Source organism: Acinetobacter sp. YH01010 (assembly GCF_013420775.1).
Classification (GTDB): domain Bacteria; phylum Pseudomonadota; class Gammaproteobacteria; order Pseudomonadales; family Moraxellaceae; genus Acinetobacter; species Acinetobacter amyesii.
In genome coordinates this window covers 35,554-49,570 of sequence record NZ_VOYF01000006.1, presented here as the reverse complement: position 1 = coordinate 49,570, position 14,017 = coordinate 35,554, and the positions used below count along the sequence as shown (strand labels likewise).

General features: G+C 39.1%; 15 protein-coding genes and 3 pseudogenes. 7 read left to right on the top strand and 11 right to left on the bottom strand.

The genetic code is table 11. From position 1 onward, the window contains the following. The first annotated feature begins 71 nt into the window (after positions 1 to 71). The 5 genes from rpoZ (at position 72) to bfr (ending at position 4,249) form a co-directional block, all read left to right on the top strand. A complete protein-coding gene (rpoZ, locus tag FTT77_RS07030) occupies positions 72 to 353 on the top strand; it encodes a DNA-directed RNA polymerase subunit omega (protein ID WP_067762989.1) in 282 nt (93 codons plus the stop codon). A 218-nt stretch (positions 354 to 571) separates the two neighbouring features. Beyond that, positions 572 to 2,677, top strand: a complete 2,106-nt coding sequence (locus tag FTT77_RS07025) for a bifunctional (p)ppGpp synthetase/guanosine-3',5'-bis(diphosphate) 3'-pyrophosphohydrolase (RefSeq protein ID WP_180109106.1) — start codon at positions 572 to 574, stop codon at positions 2,675 to 2,677. Positions 2,678 to 2,730: 53 nt separating this feature from the next. Continuing rightward, a complete protein-coding gene (locus FTT77_RS07020; RefSeq protein ID WP_078189365.1) occupies positions 2,731 to 3,114 on the top strand; it encodes a RidA family protein in 384 nt (127 codons plus the stop codon). Between the two features lie 218 nt (positions 3,115 to 3,332). Next, positions 3,333 to 3,527, top strand: a complete 195-nt coding sequence (locus FTT77_RS07015) for a bacterioferritin-associated ferredoxin (RefSeq protein WP_078192519.1) — start codon at positions 3,333 to 3,335, stop codon at positions 3,525 to 3,527. 257 nt (positions 3,528 to 3,784) lie between these two features. Further along, positions 3,785 to 4,249, top strand: a complete 465-nt coding sequence (gene bfr / locus FTT77_RS07010; protein ID WP_180026099.1) for a bacterioferritin — start codon at positions 3,785 to 3,787, stop codon at positions 4,247 to 4,249. A 359-nt stretch (positions 4,250 to 4,608) separates the two neighbouring features. Here bfr and FTT77_RS17590 read toward each other — a convergent pair whose 3' ends face one another. Beyond that, positions 4,609 to 4,920 (bottom strand): prepilin-type cleavage/methylation domain-containing protein, encoded by a 312-nt coding sequence (locus tag FTT77_RS17590; protein ID WP_373685434.1) that lies wholly within the window; start codon positions 4,918 to 4,920, stop codon positions 4,609 to 4,611. A 245-nt stretch (positions 4,921 to 5,165) separates the two neighbouring features. Next, positions 5,166 to 5,336: a hypothetical protein gene (locus FTT77_RS07000; protein ID WP_180026100.1), complete on the bottom strand. Its 171-nt coding sequence runs from the start codon at positions 5,334 to 5,336 to the stop codon at positions 5,166 to 5,168. A gap of 362 nt (positions 5,337 to 5,698) precedes the next feature. Between FTT77_RS07000 and FTT77_RS06995 the strand changes: the two are divergent. After that, a pseudogene (locus FTT77_RS06995) lies at positions 5,699 to 5,804 on the top strand (prepilin-type N-terminal cleavage/methylation domain-containing protein); the annotation flags it as partial. A 328-nt stretch (positions 5,805 to 6,132) separates the two neighbouring features. Here the strand turns inward: FTT77_RS06995 and FTT77_RS06990 are convergent. Beyond that, positions 6,133 to 6,489, bottom strand: coding sequence for a hypothetical protein (locus tag FTT77_RS06990; RefSeq protein WP_180026102.1), 357 nt, complete (start codon positions 6,487 to 6,489; stop codon positions 6,133 to 6,135). Between the two features lie 3 nt (positions 6,490 to 6,492). Beyond that, a pseudogene (locus tag FTT77_RS06985) lies at positions 6,493 to 6,903 on the bottom strand (hypothetical protein); the annotation flags it as partial. Positions 6,904 to 6,987: 84 nt separating this feature from the next. Here FTT77_RS06985 and FTT77_RS17405 point away from each other — a divergent pair. Then, positions 6,988 to 7,089 (top strand): annotated as a pseudogene (locus FTT77_RS17405) (HAD family hydrolase); the annotation flags it as partial. Positions 7,090 to 7,121: 32 nt separating this feature from the next. On the opposite strand, the gene FTT77_RS06980 reads toward FTT77_RS17405, so the two are convergent. The 7 genes from FTT77_RS06980 to FTT77_RS06950 form a co-directional block, all read right to left on the bottom strand. Then, positions 7,122 to 7,901 (bottom strand): hypothetical protein, encoded by a 780-nt coding sequence (locus FTT77_RS06980; RefSeq protein WP_179990414.1) that lies wholly within the window; start codon positions 7,899 to 7,901, stop codon positions 7,122 to 7,124. A 241-nt stretch (positions 7,902 to 8,142) separates the two neighbouring features. After that, complete coding sequence (locus tag FTT77_RS06975; protein ID WP_180026103.1) at positions 8,143 to 8,688, bottom strand: hypothetical protein; 546 nt, start codon at positions 8,686 to 8,688, stop codon at positions 8,143 to 8,145. A 324-nt stretch (positions 8,689 to 9,012) separates the two neighbouring features. Further along, a complete protein-coding gene (locus tag FTT77_RS06970; protein WP_180026104.1) occupies positions 9,013 to 9,573 on the bottom strand; it encodes a TPM domain-containing protein in 561 nt (186 codons plus the stop codon). Beyond that, positions 9,567 to 10,634: a TPM domain-containing protein gene (locus FTT77_RS06965; RefSeq protein WP_180026105.1), complete on the bottom strand. Its 1,068-nt coding sequence runs from the start codon at positions 10,632 to 10,634 to the stop codon at positions 9,567 to 9,569. The genes FTT77_RS06970 and FTT77_RS06965 overlap by 7 nt, the downstream gene beginning before the upstream one ends. A 29-nt stretch (positions 10,635 to 10,663) precedes the next feature. Then, entirely contained in the window at positions 10,664 to 11,254 is a 591-nt protein-coding gene (locus tag FTT77_RS06960; RefSeq protein WP_078189372.1) for a LemA family protein, read from the bottom strand. Positions 11,255 to 11,415: 161 nt separating this feature from the next. Then, the gene (locus tag FTT77_RS06955) at positions 11,416 to 12,300 is read right to left on the bottom strand and encodes a metal-dependent hydrolase (RefSeq protein ID WP_180026106.1); all 885 of its coding nucleotides are present in this window, start codon (positions 12,298 to 12,300) and stop codon (positions 11,416 to 11,418) included. A gap of 240 nt (positions 12,301 to 12,540) precedes the next feature. Then, positions 12,541 to 13,962 carry an FAD-dependent oxidoreductase gene (locus FTT77_RS06950; RefSeq protein WP_078189374.1) on the bottom strand — a complete coding sequence of 474 codons (1,422 nt, stop codon included), beginning with the start codon at positions 13,960 to 13,962 and terminating at the stop codon, positions 12,541 to 12,543. Positions 13,963 to 14,017: the final 55 nt, after the last annotated feature.

The following is a 14,017-nucleotide window of genomic DNA, read 5'->3' as shown; positions in this document are numbered from 1 at the left end:
ACTTGAGTCTATAGACAAAGCACCTTATACTGCACAGTCTGTTAAAAATTTATATTCAAACGAGAATTCTTATGGCACGCGTAACCGTTGAAGATTGTTTAGACCATGTAGACAACCGCTTTGAGCTTGTACTAGTGGCAAGCAAACGCGCGCGTCAATTGGCACGTCAAGGTATCGAACCAACTGTTGAATGGGACAACGACAAACCTACAGTTGTTGCACTTCGTGAAATTGCAGCTGGTCACGTTTCTAAAGACATCCTGAAACAACGTGAACAAGACTACCAAACTTCAAGTTTAGACCTTGCTCTTTCTGCAAATAACCTAAACTTAGACGGTTTTTCTTTCCAATAAGATAAACCTGACCTTAAAAGCCTAGTTTTTAACTAGGCTTTTTTTATGGATTCTCTTTAATATTTTACTCAGAACAGTTATAACATAAGCTTAAGAAGTGCAAAGCAGGCGAAAAAGATTTTCAATTTTTTAAACTAAAAAATTGACAAGTCATGCAATATGCATTTCATTAAAGTATTAACCGTTTCATTTGTAAATCAGTAGTAAAAGGGTGTTCTATGCCAGGCCCAATGGTCAGCCAAGCCAAGCAACAGTTAAATGTGATAATCGACGCTTACCTTTCAGTAAGTGATGTCGAACGCGTGCTTGAAGCTTGCGACTATGCGGATATTGCCCATGATGGTATTACCCGTAAAAGTGGCGAACCCTACATCCTCCACCCGATTGCGGTGAGCTGTATTTTGGCGCATATGCGTCTTGATGCGGAAACTTTAATGGCCGCTTTACTGCATGATGTCATCGAAGATACCGAATTTACCAAACAAGATATTACTGAAAAATTTGGTCTGACCGTTGCTGAACTCGTCGATGGCGTCACCAAACTCAGCCATTCTAGTGATAAAGAATATAATAAAGCTGCATCCTTCCGTAAAATTCTGCAAGCCACCCTACAAGACCCACGTGTCATTATTATTAAACTGGCAGATCGTTATCACAATATGACCACACTAGGTGCTTTACGCCCCGACAAACGTGCTCGTATTGCCCAAGAAACCTTTGAAATTTTTGTACCAATGGCACGCCTTGTCGGTATGAATGAAATGGCCGACAACCTTGAACATTTGTGTTATCAAAATCTAGATTTAGATATGTATAACAATGTTCAAGAAGCTTTATTACAAACCAAACCGAAACGCTGCGAATACCAGACCAAATGGGAAAACAACCTCACTACCCTACTTGAACAGCACCATATTTCAGGTCGAATTAAAAAGAAAAATAATAATATTGAATTACTTCGCCACTTTGTAAAAAACGATATCGATCTGCAAGAGCTCACCCATAGTCATGCCTTTGAAATTATTTTACAACGCATCGCAGACTGTGACCGACTTGCAGACATCCTCAAAGAAAGCTTTAAAGTTCTTAATTACGCTGATCATATCCGTCGCCCACTCCCTGGTGGCAACCAGTCACTGATGATGCGCTTAAAAGGCGAAAAGACTATTTTATCTCTGACCATCCAAACAGAACTGATGCGTAAAGCAGCACGCTTTGGTGTGGTCCTCGGTGAAAATGCACCACAAGCTTGTCGTTCAGCGATCCAAGCCTCCATGCAAAATTTAAATGTATTAGTCGATGGTGCATGTGCCAAGACCACGTTTAGTGAATTACTCGATTATCTACATCAAGAAAAAATTTGGGTTTATACCCCACACGGTCATTTGCATGAACTACCTCAGGGTGCCACAGCTGTTGATTTTGCTTATTCAGCGAGCTTATTTTTGGGCAACCATGCTGTTGGTGCGAAAATTAATGGTGAAACCAAACCCCTTTCAACGCCATTATTGAGTGGTCAAGTCGTTGAAATCATCACCGATGTTCTTGCAACGCCAAACCCTGACTGGCTGAGCTTTATTAACACCCAAAAAGCCCGTCGTGCATTACAAAATATCCTTCGTGACCAAGACCAAGATGAACAACGTTTAGTTGGCCAGCAAGCTTTAAATCGCGCATTAAAACTCTTTAACCGTTCTGTGAGTGATTTGACATTAGCCGATTGGGAAAATGTGCTGAATTGGCGTCATTTAAATGATAAAGAACAATTATTTGAACAAATCGCCGTGGGTGATTTACTGCCTCAATTAGTTGCCAATCACTTATATGCTCAAGACACCATTCAGACTTCAAACTCTGCACGCTTGATCTTGGGCACAGATGGTGTCGACGTTAAATATGCGCACTGCTGTAACCCTGTTTTAGGCGATCCAATTCAAGGGCATTTATCACGTCGTGGTTTGATTGTGCACCGTTCTCGTTGTCATAATTTATTGCATGAACAGCATTTACATCCTGAAAATATCATGCCGTTACACTGGACTACAGAAGACAGTGAAGATATTAGTTTTACAGCCTATTTATGCCTAAACATGCTGTTAAATGATGAGCAAATTTCAGAACTGATCTATCTATGCCGTAAAGAAAAAGTGGGTGTAGAGACTGTCCGCGCACATGAAGAAAAAACCTATGTGAATATTGTTGTACACAACCGTAAACAAATTGCCGAAATTATCCGTAATTTAAGAATGCATTTTGGCTTCCCACGCATTAGTCGTTTGGCACAACCTGTTGCCATCAACGAAACTGCGAAAGTTGCCAGCTAACCTGACACCGCATATTTATATGTGCCGTGTCATGATGATAATAGGAGAAATAAATGTCCCGCCAGGTAATCCATACTGAAAATGCACCCGCTGCAATTGGTACTTACTCACAAGCCATTTTAGTGGGCGACACTTTGTATTTATCAGGTCAAATTGGCTTAGATCCATATAGCATGGAGCTGGTAGAAGGCATTGAAGCTCAAATTCGCCGTGTATTCGACAACTTAAAAGCGGTATGTGAAGCTGCAGGTGGTACGCTAGCAGATATTGCTAAGCTGAATATTTTCCTCACTGACCTTTCTAACTTCCAATTGGTCAATCAAATTATGGGCGAATATTTTGCTCAGCCTTACCCAGCACGCGCAGCACTCGGTGTAGCTAGCCTACCAAAAGGTGCTTTAGTAGAAATGGATGGCGTGGTTATTATTAATCAATAAGTTAGTAAACATTGCTTAAGCCATTCACTAAGTATCACATTCCAAAAGAACAAAAAACCTCACATGGAAATCTGAGCATTACTCAGATTTCCGCTTAAATGACAGTTTTCATTCAAAAACTCAATCACTTTAAAAGCATTTTCAAATGATTTTTATTGACAAACGATAATAATTATCAATAATATTACTTATCCCATTTATTCACTTGGTTTGATTTCATGTACGTTTGTTTGTGCCGTGGTATTACTGATCAAGACATTAAAGATGCAATTGCCAATGGTGCAGAAAGCTATCGTGAAGTACGCGATATGCTTGATTTAGGCACCTGTTGTGGTCGCTGTGCACCTGAAGCACGTATGATTATTAGTGATGAAGTTGCACAAATTGCAGCCCGTATCGCAATTGCTGCATAAGCCAAGCTTTTAAATTTTCTTAACAATCATAATTATAAAACCAATGGTCTCAGACCATTCCTCCTCCCCCGCTTCTGACTCTAAGCGGGTTTTTATTTATTAAAGCTCTGAAAATTAGCGCCTTGTTTTGATTGTGATTTTCATTTGCTGTTCTATAAAACACTCGCTAATTTGCACTTTGTTGTTTAAGATATTTCTATTCTAATATCGAATTTATATTGCTTAGTTCGAGCTTTATTGCAGTTAAGGAGTCAGACATGAAAGGCAATCGTGATGTAATTAATCAGTTAAATCAGGTGCTTTATCATCATTTAACTGCAATTAACCAATATTTTCTTCATTCACGTATGTTTAACGATTGGGGCATTGAGCAACTGGGCTCTGCGGAATATAAAGAATCAATTCGTCAAATGAAGCATGCCGATAAAATTATTGAGCGTATTCTGTTTTTAGAAGGTCTGCCAAACTTACAACATTTGGGCAAGCTGTATATCGGCCAACATACAGTTGAAGTGTTGAACTGTGATGTACGTAAGGTTAAAGAGAATATTGAATCCATACAACAGGCTGTGGCTTTAGCTGAAAAAGAAATGGATTATGTGACTCGTGACTTAGTGCAAGAAATTTTAGAAAAAGAAGAAGAGTGGCTGGATTGGGCAACAACACAGCTCGATTTAACCGAGACTGTAGGTATAGAGAATTATATTCAGGGTCAGATGTAAAGTTTTTCTATCAATATTAAAAAACCTGCAAATGAACTGACCCCTATAAGTTGGACACAACTTGTAGGGTATTTTTATTTTTATAACTTACTTCTACGGACATAGATCCATTCCATAAGTCACTTTATATGGACATACTTTTGAATGTTCAAAATTTTTATTTCTGTCTACCTAGAACATAACTTTTACTTAATGGTAGATAAAGTTTATGACACATTTTAAAAATAAAGTGCTTATGAGCAGCTTAAAGAAGATTATGAAAAACTGCTGAAAAAGTGTAATTCACTGTTGTTAGAAAATTTTGAGTTAAAATAAAAAACGCATCTCTTAAGATGCGTTTTTTTGAGTAAAACTACAACTTATTGTAGCTCGCATTTACCTGATGCAACTGTACAAACAGCTTTAGTCTTTTGACCACCCGTAATACCTGCTTCAATAGTTTCATCGCCTTTCACTGGTTGAGTAGCAATTTCGCATTTATCTGTAATGTTAAAGTTAGCAATAGCTGGCATAGCTGTTACACCATCTGGATCATTTTCATGCAAGATAAATTGGTTGGTAAAGTTTTTAACAGTTGCTAAACATGATTGATCAATTGAGCGCTTAGTATAGTTTTGATAAGCAGGAATCGCAATCGCAGCAAGAATACCGATAATTGCAACAACGATCATTAATTCAATTCAATCCATAAGTCACTTTATATGGACACGCATCAAACCATTGAATTATCTTGTTTTATATCATTATTCATTTTGTCCATATGTACATACTTTTAAATGGACAAATTTTTCCATTTTATCCATATCAGAAAATGGCTTTTACTCAGTACGATAAGATGAATTTTTATAAAAAGCAGGATGGTTATGACACAATTTAAAATGTAGAAAAGCTAAAAATGGAATAGAAAAAACCAAACTCATTTATCAGCTAACTTTTGTAGTTCTTCTCTATGCTTACGGATTACACTTCTTACATAATGCATTACAATACGACGAGTCGCTTCGTCATCTCCCAATTGCATAGGCAAAACTTCTAGATTTTGGCGAGATATTCGTTCGGTTATTTTGAAGTCTTTGAGCCGTTTCATTCTATTACTCCCCACCATCAATAAAAAATTCAGCATAGGACATTACTTTTGATTTTTAATACTCTCATTCCTGCACAAAGAATCATGATTTAGACCAAACGCTATAGCTACTTTTAGCACCCAATGATTCAGCAATTTATAGTGACGATCCACTTAAAGAACAAAATCTCACAAAACTAACAATTTTTGTCACTTAGTTACATAAATTTACTTTATGCTTTTTTACTTTTTTTAATCCACCCAACAATGTATTGATTTTTAGTAGATTAGTTAGATAATATACTTTGGCACACTTTGTGCAAACTATAAATCAGCTTACAAAGCTTATAACTAAATTAAACAAAACATTTGTGGAGAATGTTATGAAATCAAATCAACAGGGCTTCACCCTTATCGAGCTCATGATTGTAGTCGCTATTATCGGTATTCTTGCTGCAATTGCGATTCCTGCTTATCAAAATTATGCAAAGCGTTCTTCTGAAACTGCTTGTCTTGCAGAAACTAAAGGTCTTGCGAGTCAACAATTCGTTAGAATCAATGACCCTGAAGGTGCTAATCCAATGGATAAAGATGAATTAGAGGGTTATAAAAGTGCTTGTAAGGATTTAACTTATACAGCTGCTAGTACTGAAACTAAACAGGTTGGAGGTAAGGATGTTACTACTGTAGTTCCTGGCAAATTAGTAGGTACTATTAAAAATCCACAAGATACTGCTAAAGGAAAAGCTGTATGTACTCTTGGCGATATTATTAGCTGTAAAGTAGATGCTAGTTAATTAACTTTAAAAACGCATCTCTAGAGATGCGTTTTTTGTTTTATCTCAAAATTTTCTAATAACAACGAATTGCATTTTTCTAAAAGTTTTTCATAATCTTCTTTAAGCTGCTCATAATCACTTTTCACAGCTTTGGTCTTGATTTTAGCTTGTTCAACCTGCTGTGCAGGCGAAAGTACATTTTGTCCTGCTTGCTGCCCAGCCTGCTCAATTGCCTCAATTAATGCAGCATGGCGGCTCTTTTTAATCGAACCGCGCTTACGTCCTGCCTCTAATGCTACAGTGTCATTATTAATGGCAGAACCTTTTGGTAAAATAGTCGGTTTGTTGGCTTTTAAACGTTCTAAAGCAGCGTAATAATCATTAAGAGCGCTCATGTTTTAATCCTCAATATTGATCATTTTAATTTTTTGAATAGTCTTATTTAGAGCCATAATATCGCTGTCCATTTGCCCGTATAGCAAACTGCCTTGTGCTTGTGTATCTCGTAATCGTTGCAGTCGTTGCACTGTTTTTTGCATCTTCTCTGCACTGCTAGTATCAAACACCGCATGAGCACAACTTAAACAACTCGTAATTGCAGTAAATGAAATTTTTTCGCAAGAATCAGGATTAGTACAAGCACCAAACAGGCTAGTCTTGCAAGCAATTTCCCCTTTTTTCATACGCTTGATGGTTTCATCACGATTCGAAAATACTGTGAGTAATTGCTCGCGGTCTTTTTGCAGCTGCAAATAGGTTCCTGCACCACCGAGGAAACGACTAGAGCTATTGATTACACCTTCCTCAAACGGCTGGTTAAGCCCAGAAGCCTTTGAACAGAAATATTTTAAGAATTTAGAGGGATTTGTTGTCCACGATACTGTCTAGGATCACTTGCATATTTTACAGGGCCAACAACATTTGGCATGTCTGCCAGATTGATCAATCGTAACAATAATCAAACATTGACAGAAGTTTTAAACGACATATTTTAACAACTCGTGGACGTTCCTCTAAGAGTGAATACTCACAGCTCCTCATCTTTCCATTCTTTAAATTCTGCAATTTGTTCATCAAGCTCCAGAACCCATGCTGGTTTTATATGTGGCACATCTGGACGCTCAAAACCTTGATGGTCAAAAAACTTATACACCATTGCCGCCAATTTGATAAACGCCTGTTCAAACGTATCTGCCCAAACATCTAAACGATAATCATGATAATGCTCTTGGTATAATTTACCACCATCTTCTACTTTATTGAGATGTGAGCCAGTCTCTAAATAAATCACTAATTTCCCATCATCTTCATATACACCGTGATACACATTTTGGCAATGTCCCCATGTATTCCAGTACCATGATGGTACATCGCCAGTAACCGTCCAAAAGGCTGGGTGTGTATCAATAAAATGATAGGCAGTTAAAAAGTCCGTTGGATTTGCGAGATATGCTTGCTCATTTTCAAAGGCAGTCTGTAAAGCAGATCGTAAATGCTCAAATTTATTTTGATCGGTATAGGAAGACAAACGACTAAAAAGATGTTTAGAGGTTTTAAAAAATAGGCCACCATTTTCTTTATCTTCACCAAAATATTGATAAATCTCTGGTAGAATTTGTAAATCTGTCGATTTGACATGATGGATCTGATGTTGTACGTCTTTTAAGCTATCGTGAATTGTTTCCGTACGATCAGGGTAAGTGACAACAAGTTTCGTATCCCGCAGTGATAAAATTGCTGGTTCAGTCATTTGGGGTAACTGTTCTAATAACCAGTCTGGTAATTGTTTTAATTCAGTCGATTGCATTTTTAGTTATCCTATTTTTTAACAATTTCAACTTGTTACATACGTAACACAACATAATTTGTGCAAGTTGAGTATAAATTAGTCCATAGGAGTATATTGTCACACAATGGCTTCGACAAGCATCCGACTAAGCTCACGCCGAAATCTCAGCCAACAGTTTCCTGAGCTTATTGAAGGAAAAATATTCCCCCATTTATTTTATACGACTCACGTACCTTTCCATTGAGCCATTATAGATTTTTCATCTTGGTTTAGTTTTCAAAAAGCTTGTGTTTCCTTTCTTTAGTTTTTCTATATAAGCCTCACATTGAGCAGGCGAACCAAGATGATATTTTAAAACGCTATCCGCTCTAGCTGTCTGATACTCAATACTTTGAATTTCACGCTGCTGAGCAAAGACTTGAATCGCAGGATGTAACTGTTTTGAACAACTCGCGTCATTACTGAAATATTTTAGCACCTTAGTTTCAGCAAAATAAATTGCAGCAAACAATCGTCCATCTTTAAAAACAATCGCCGATGAAGCATCTAAACTAGATGCAGACCTACCTTCATAATACAAAGCTTCGTCTGTTTTCAATAAATATGGCGCTGAATAATGTTCAAAATTAGCTTGGAATTTTGGGTAATCATGTTTTAACAATGCTTGAAGTTCTGTTTGGATTTTTTGATTAGAAGCAATTTGAGGAACTGTCGAAATATCTGAATATTGAATCAAGTCTAATTCTTGTGCATGGCTAAACGAGGAGAGTATCAAAAGAAGGCTGAAGTAATATCTATGCTTCATAGTTGGCTTATTATTTATGATCTACTTTAATGATGTCCATATCGACTAACTTATGGATTGTTCATTTTATATGGACACTTATGGAGTATCGATTAACGTAAAGCCTTTTTGAGCGTTCATAACATTCTCCACAAATGTTTTTTAATTTAATTATTTAATAAAGCTATGTAGCTTGTTTTATAAATAGCACAGAGCGTGCCAAGAATTATTATAGTGAAAACGACAGAAAAAACAGCACTTTAAAAAAATATTTTTATTTTTTGTAATCATTACGTCTCTTTTTGTGTTTAAAAGTGACGATTTGTGTCACTTTATCACCGTTTTTTAGCGCAGAATTATTGGCTCATTTGCGATTTCATTCGTTCTATCTACAGACTTTCCAGCATAAAAGTGATCCATCACTTCACCAATCTCTTTTACGCCTGCCGTTAAAGCTGTTCGGTATTGTTTATTTTGCATGCTTTGGATAATTCGCGCACAAATATCCTGCCACACTTGGGCATCGGTCGCCTGTCTCATTCCACGATCAATGACAATTTCAACCTGACGTTCACATAAGTTTAAATAAAGTAAAACACCACTATTAAATTCTGTATCCCACACACCCAGTTCCGCAAAGAGCTGTTCAGCACGTGCGCGGGTATTTTGATAATAGGCTTGGTTCGAAGGAATATGCCCTTCGATCACCACTTGTATTTCGCCCACATGGCCATGTTCAGCTTCTGTCACCGCTTGAGCAATGGCCTGCTGATCTTGCTTATTAAAAAATCGGTTTGCTGCAGGCATATAAAAGAAGTGCTTCAACCAGCGTTTAAAACTTGGTTGTTGTATTTCCTGTGTTTTAGGACAAGTTACAATTTCTGTTGTTTCTGTTTTCGTTACCATGAACCTGATGCTCCCCCACCGCCAAAGCCACCACCGCCTCCGCTATAGCCTCCGCCACCAAAGCCACCGCCTCCGCCACGACCTCCACCACCCCCACCACCAGCAAGAAACATTTGAAAAATGGTTTGAGCAATAGCAGTGATGAGTAGAAAGAATATTGCCCCACCCATCAACAGACTGGTGAGTAGACCTGCACCATTGACCAAACCCGCAACGGTACCTGCAACAGCTGCAGTTGACGCACTTAAGCGTTTACCCACAATAAAGGATGCAAAAATACCAATCACCAAAATGATGAGAACCGTTGTAAACGTTTTCTCTTTGGCTTGTTGCTCGTGTAAGGCTTGTTCCTGACGCTCTTTCAGCTCTTGGGCTGCTTGAGCGGCAACTTCAGGGTCTTGATTTAAAATTTGAGTTATTTCTGTTAAGCCAGCATTAATACCTTGAGCATACTGAGCTTGCTTAAAATACGGCGTGATTTGATTACGGATAATTCGACTAACGATGATATCAGGCATGATTCCCTCTAACCCATAACCCGTTAATATTTGTATGCGATGATCATTTACAGCGATCGCCATCAATATCCCATTGTCACGTTTTGCTGAACCGAGTTGCCATTTTTCTGCAACACGCATAGCATAATCAAAAATATCTTCTTGACCCGTGGTTGGTACAATCACGACACCAACTTGTGCCTTACCTTGTTCGTGTAACTGTAGAATTTTCTGACTAATGGCTTGCTTTTCAGCAGCAGAAAGTAAATTTGCCTGATCAACTACAGGTTCATTTAGGGTCGGCAAGCCACGAATCGACTCGCCATCTGCCATATCATTGGCGATATTCGGCTGCTGAATTTTGATTTCAGGCTGTGCTGTTGTTTCTTTTTGCGTAGCTGACTGCTGATCATTTAATATTTTACCGACAACAACTGTTTCAGCATCTACATCTGTAGCGGTGGCAGTTTCTGCATGTGTGAAACCCACCACACACAATAAGCATGCTAAAACCATGCGCTGCAACCATAACAAACCTGTATGTTTTAGCTCAAAATCCACCATCAGCCCACCTCACAATGCAGTGATGCCAATTAATTAAAATCAACTTTCGGTGCAGTTTGTGCACTTTGCTCTGCGCTAAAGTTAGGTTTAGTATCCATGCCAATGACTTTAGCCGTCATCACTTGAGGGAACTGGCGTGCATAGCCGTTAAAGTCTTGTACCGTAGTAATGTAGCGATTACGTGCGACAGCGATACGGTTTTCAGTGCCTTCTAACTGAACTTGTAAATCACGGAATTGCTCATTGGCTTTTAAGTCTGGATAATTTTCCGAAACAGCAATTAAACGTGAAAGTGCGCTAGTCATTTGTGCCTGTGCTTCTTGGTATTTTTGGAACAATGCTGGATCTTCCAATACTTCTTTATCCACTTTTAGACCCGCTACATTGGCACGTGCCTGCGTTACTTCCGTTAGCACTTGCTCTTCATGTTTTGCATAGCCTTTTACGACATTCACTAAATTAGGCACCAAGTCTGCACGACGTTGATATTGGTTTTGTACTTCAGACCATGCTGCTGTAACGGCCTCGTCTTTAACTTGTAATGTGTTATAGCCACAACCACTCAGGGTCAATGTACTGACTAATGCGATTGCGAGCATGCTTTTTTTCATTGAATTCATAACCCTTAACCTCAAGTATTTATTTGTAATTGTTTAAATAAATTTATTCTAACCCTATTTTTCGAATGAATTATGTATTTTCTTTGTGATTAAATTCATCTACTCCTAAATTATTCAGCATTAAAAAAAGCCCACAACTCGGGCTTTTTTATCATATTGAATTAACTATACAATTGCGGTGTAATTTCAGTCTGAAAACTTTCCATTTGATATTCATCAGCAAGACGTTCTTTCCAATATTTCACGATCTGACTGTAATCAATTTCGCTCGGATGGAATTCTGCTTTGTAATATGACAAATATTCAGGCGCTAGTTGAATAAACATTTTTGCCAGCAAATACGCGCCGAAAATATTTCCACCCAGCTTTGGCAAACTTTTTTTCTTATCCTGCATAAATAGCTTCGTTGCAGAATAAAACGTAAGACTTGCAAAACCCGTGGTCACACTGCGCATAATCATGCGACGTATTTTGTCATCACCATAGACATGCTGGTATACATCGAATGCTACCGCACGATGCTCAATCTCTTCAATCGCATGCCACACCCAAAGTTTCACTGCATCATCATCTAAAGTACTGAGCACTTCAGGATGTCTTAAAATATAGCCACCAAGCAAAGCGGTAAAATGTTCAAATGCACAGGTAATTGCCAACTGTATTTTTGGATGTAAATTTTTTACATAGCTGTCTTTACGTGCCAGCCATGCTTGGAAACGATCTAAATTATAGCTTTCACTGCGCCAAGCATCGTTAAATTCAGCATGGGCTTTGGAATGCATCGCTTCTTGTCCAATAAATGCAGCGATCTCAGCTTGCAATTTTTCATCACTGACTTTATCGCGTACATTGCGCACGCTATGCACAAAGAATTGCTCACCAATGGGAAAGGTCGATGACAATGCCGTCAACAAATGCGACATCACCGGTGAGTTGGCAAAATAATGCCGGCGAATCGCTTTAGGATTGAATTGTACTCGACGTACCGTTATGCCAATAGCTTTAGGACGATTTAGATATGTTTTTTGTGTCGTCACTTGCGTCATGGTCGCTTCCTAAGATTTAGATCATGATCGCAGTATGTAATTCCGATGCCCTTTCACACATGGCAAAATGTGCTAGCACATTTGCATAATTCACCATTCTAAAGCGCTGTCTGACAACTTTGCAGTGTATTTATCTGCAAAATCCATTCACTTGTCATTTGAGGTAAATTCCAAAAAATAAAAAACCCGCCGAAGCGGGTTTTTTGAATGAATCCAGTTCAATCACTGGCATGTCATGACTTAAACATCTAAATAGTCAAGAATACCTTCGGCAGCTTGGCGACCTTCCCAGATTGCGGTTACCACAAGGTCAGATCCACGTACCATATCACCGCCGGCAAAAATTTTCGGATTCGATGTTTGGAACTTAAATTCTTGCTGTTCAGCAGCAATGACGCGACCTGAACCATCCATACTGATGTTTGATGTTGTAAACCAGTCTGCAGGGCTGGTACGGAAACCGAAGGCAAGCAATACCGCATCTGCTGGTAAAATTTCTTCCGAACCCGGTACTGGTTCAGGGCTACGACGACCGCGACTATCAGGTGCGCCAAGCTGTGTAGTCACAACTTTAACACCCGTCACTTTGCCATTTTCACCCACAATTTCAATCGGCTGACGATTAAATTGGAAATCCACGCCTTCTTCTCGCGCATTTTTCACTTCACGACGTGAACCCGGCATGTTTTCTTCGTCACGACGGTAGGCACAGACAACAGATTCGGCACCTTGACGGATCGAGGTACGGTTACAGTCCATCGCAGTATCACCACCACCCAGAACAATTACTTTTTTGCCTTCCATGCTGATGTATTCAGATGGATCTTTTTCCCAACCTTGCGTACGGTTGACATTGGCAATCAAGAAATCCAGTGCATCATGCACACCAACAAGGTCTTCACCCGCGAAACCGCCCTTCATGTAAGTATAGGTTCCCATACCCATGAATACAGCGTCGTAATCAGCCAATAGCTGATCAATGGTCACATCTGTACCAATTTCAGTATTTAGACGGAATTCAACACCCATGCCCGAGAAAATCTCACGGCGACGTTTCATCACATCTTTTTCCATTTTGAATTCTGGAATACCAAATGTCAGCAAACCACCAATTTCAGGGCGTTTGTCGAATACGACTGGCTTCACACCATTCCGTACAAGAATATCGGCACAGCCAAGGCCAGCAGGACCTGCACCAATAATCGCAACTTTTTTGTCTGTCCACTTAACGTGTGACATATCTGGACGCCAGCCCAATGCAAAAGCCGTATCGTTAATGTATTTTTCAGCATTACCAATGGTGACTGCACCAAAGCCGTCATTTAGCGTACACGCGCCTTCACATAAACGGTCTTGCGGGCACACACGACCACAAACTTCAGGCAATGTGTTGGTTTGATGACACAATTCTGCCGCTTGGAAAATGCGACCTTCTGCAATCAGTTTTAGCCAGTTTGGAATGTAGTTATGTACTGGACATTTCCATTCACAATACGGGTTACCGCAACCTAAGCAGCGGTGTGTTTGGTTTTTTGCAACTTCAGCTGTAAACGGTTTATAGATTTCCACAAATTCTGCTTTGCGGACAACTAGATCTTTTTTCTCTGGATCTTGGCGTGCTACATCCAGGAACTGAAAGTCATTATTTAGGCGCTCTGCCATGTCTCTCTCCGTGGGTAGGTGTAAGCATGTTTGCACTTACACCTGCCTATCAAAT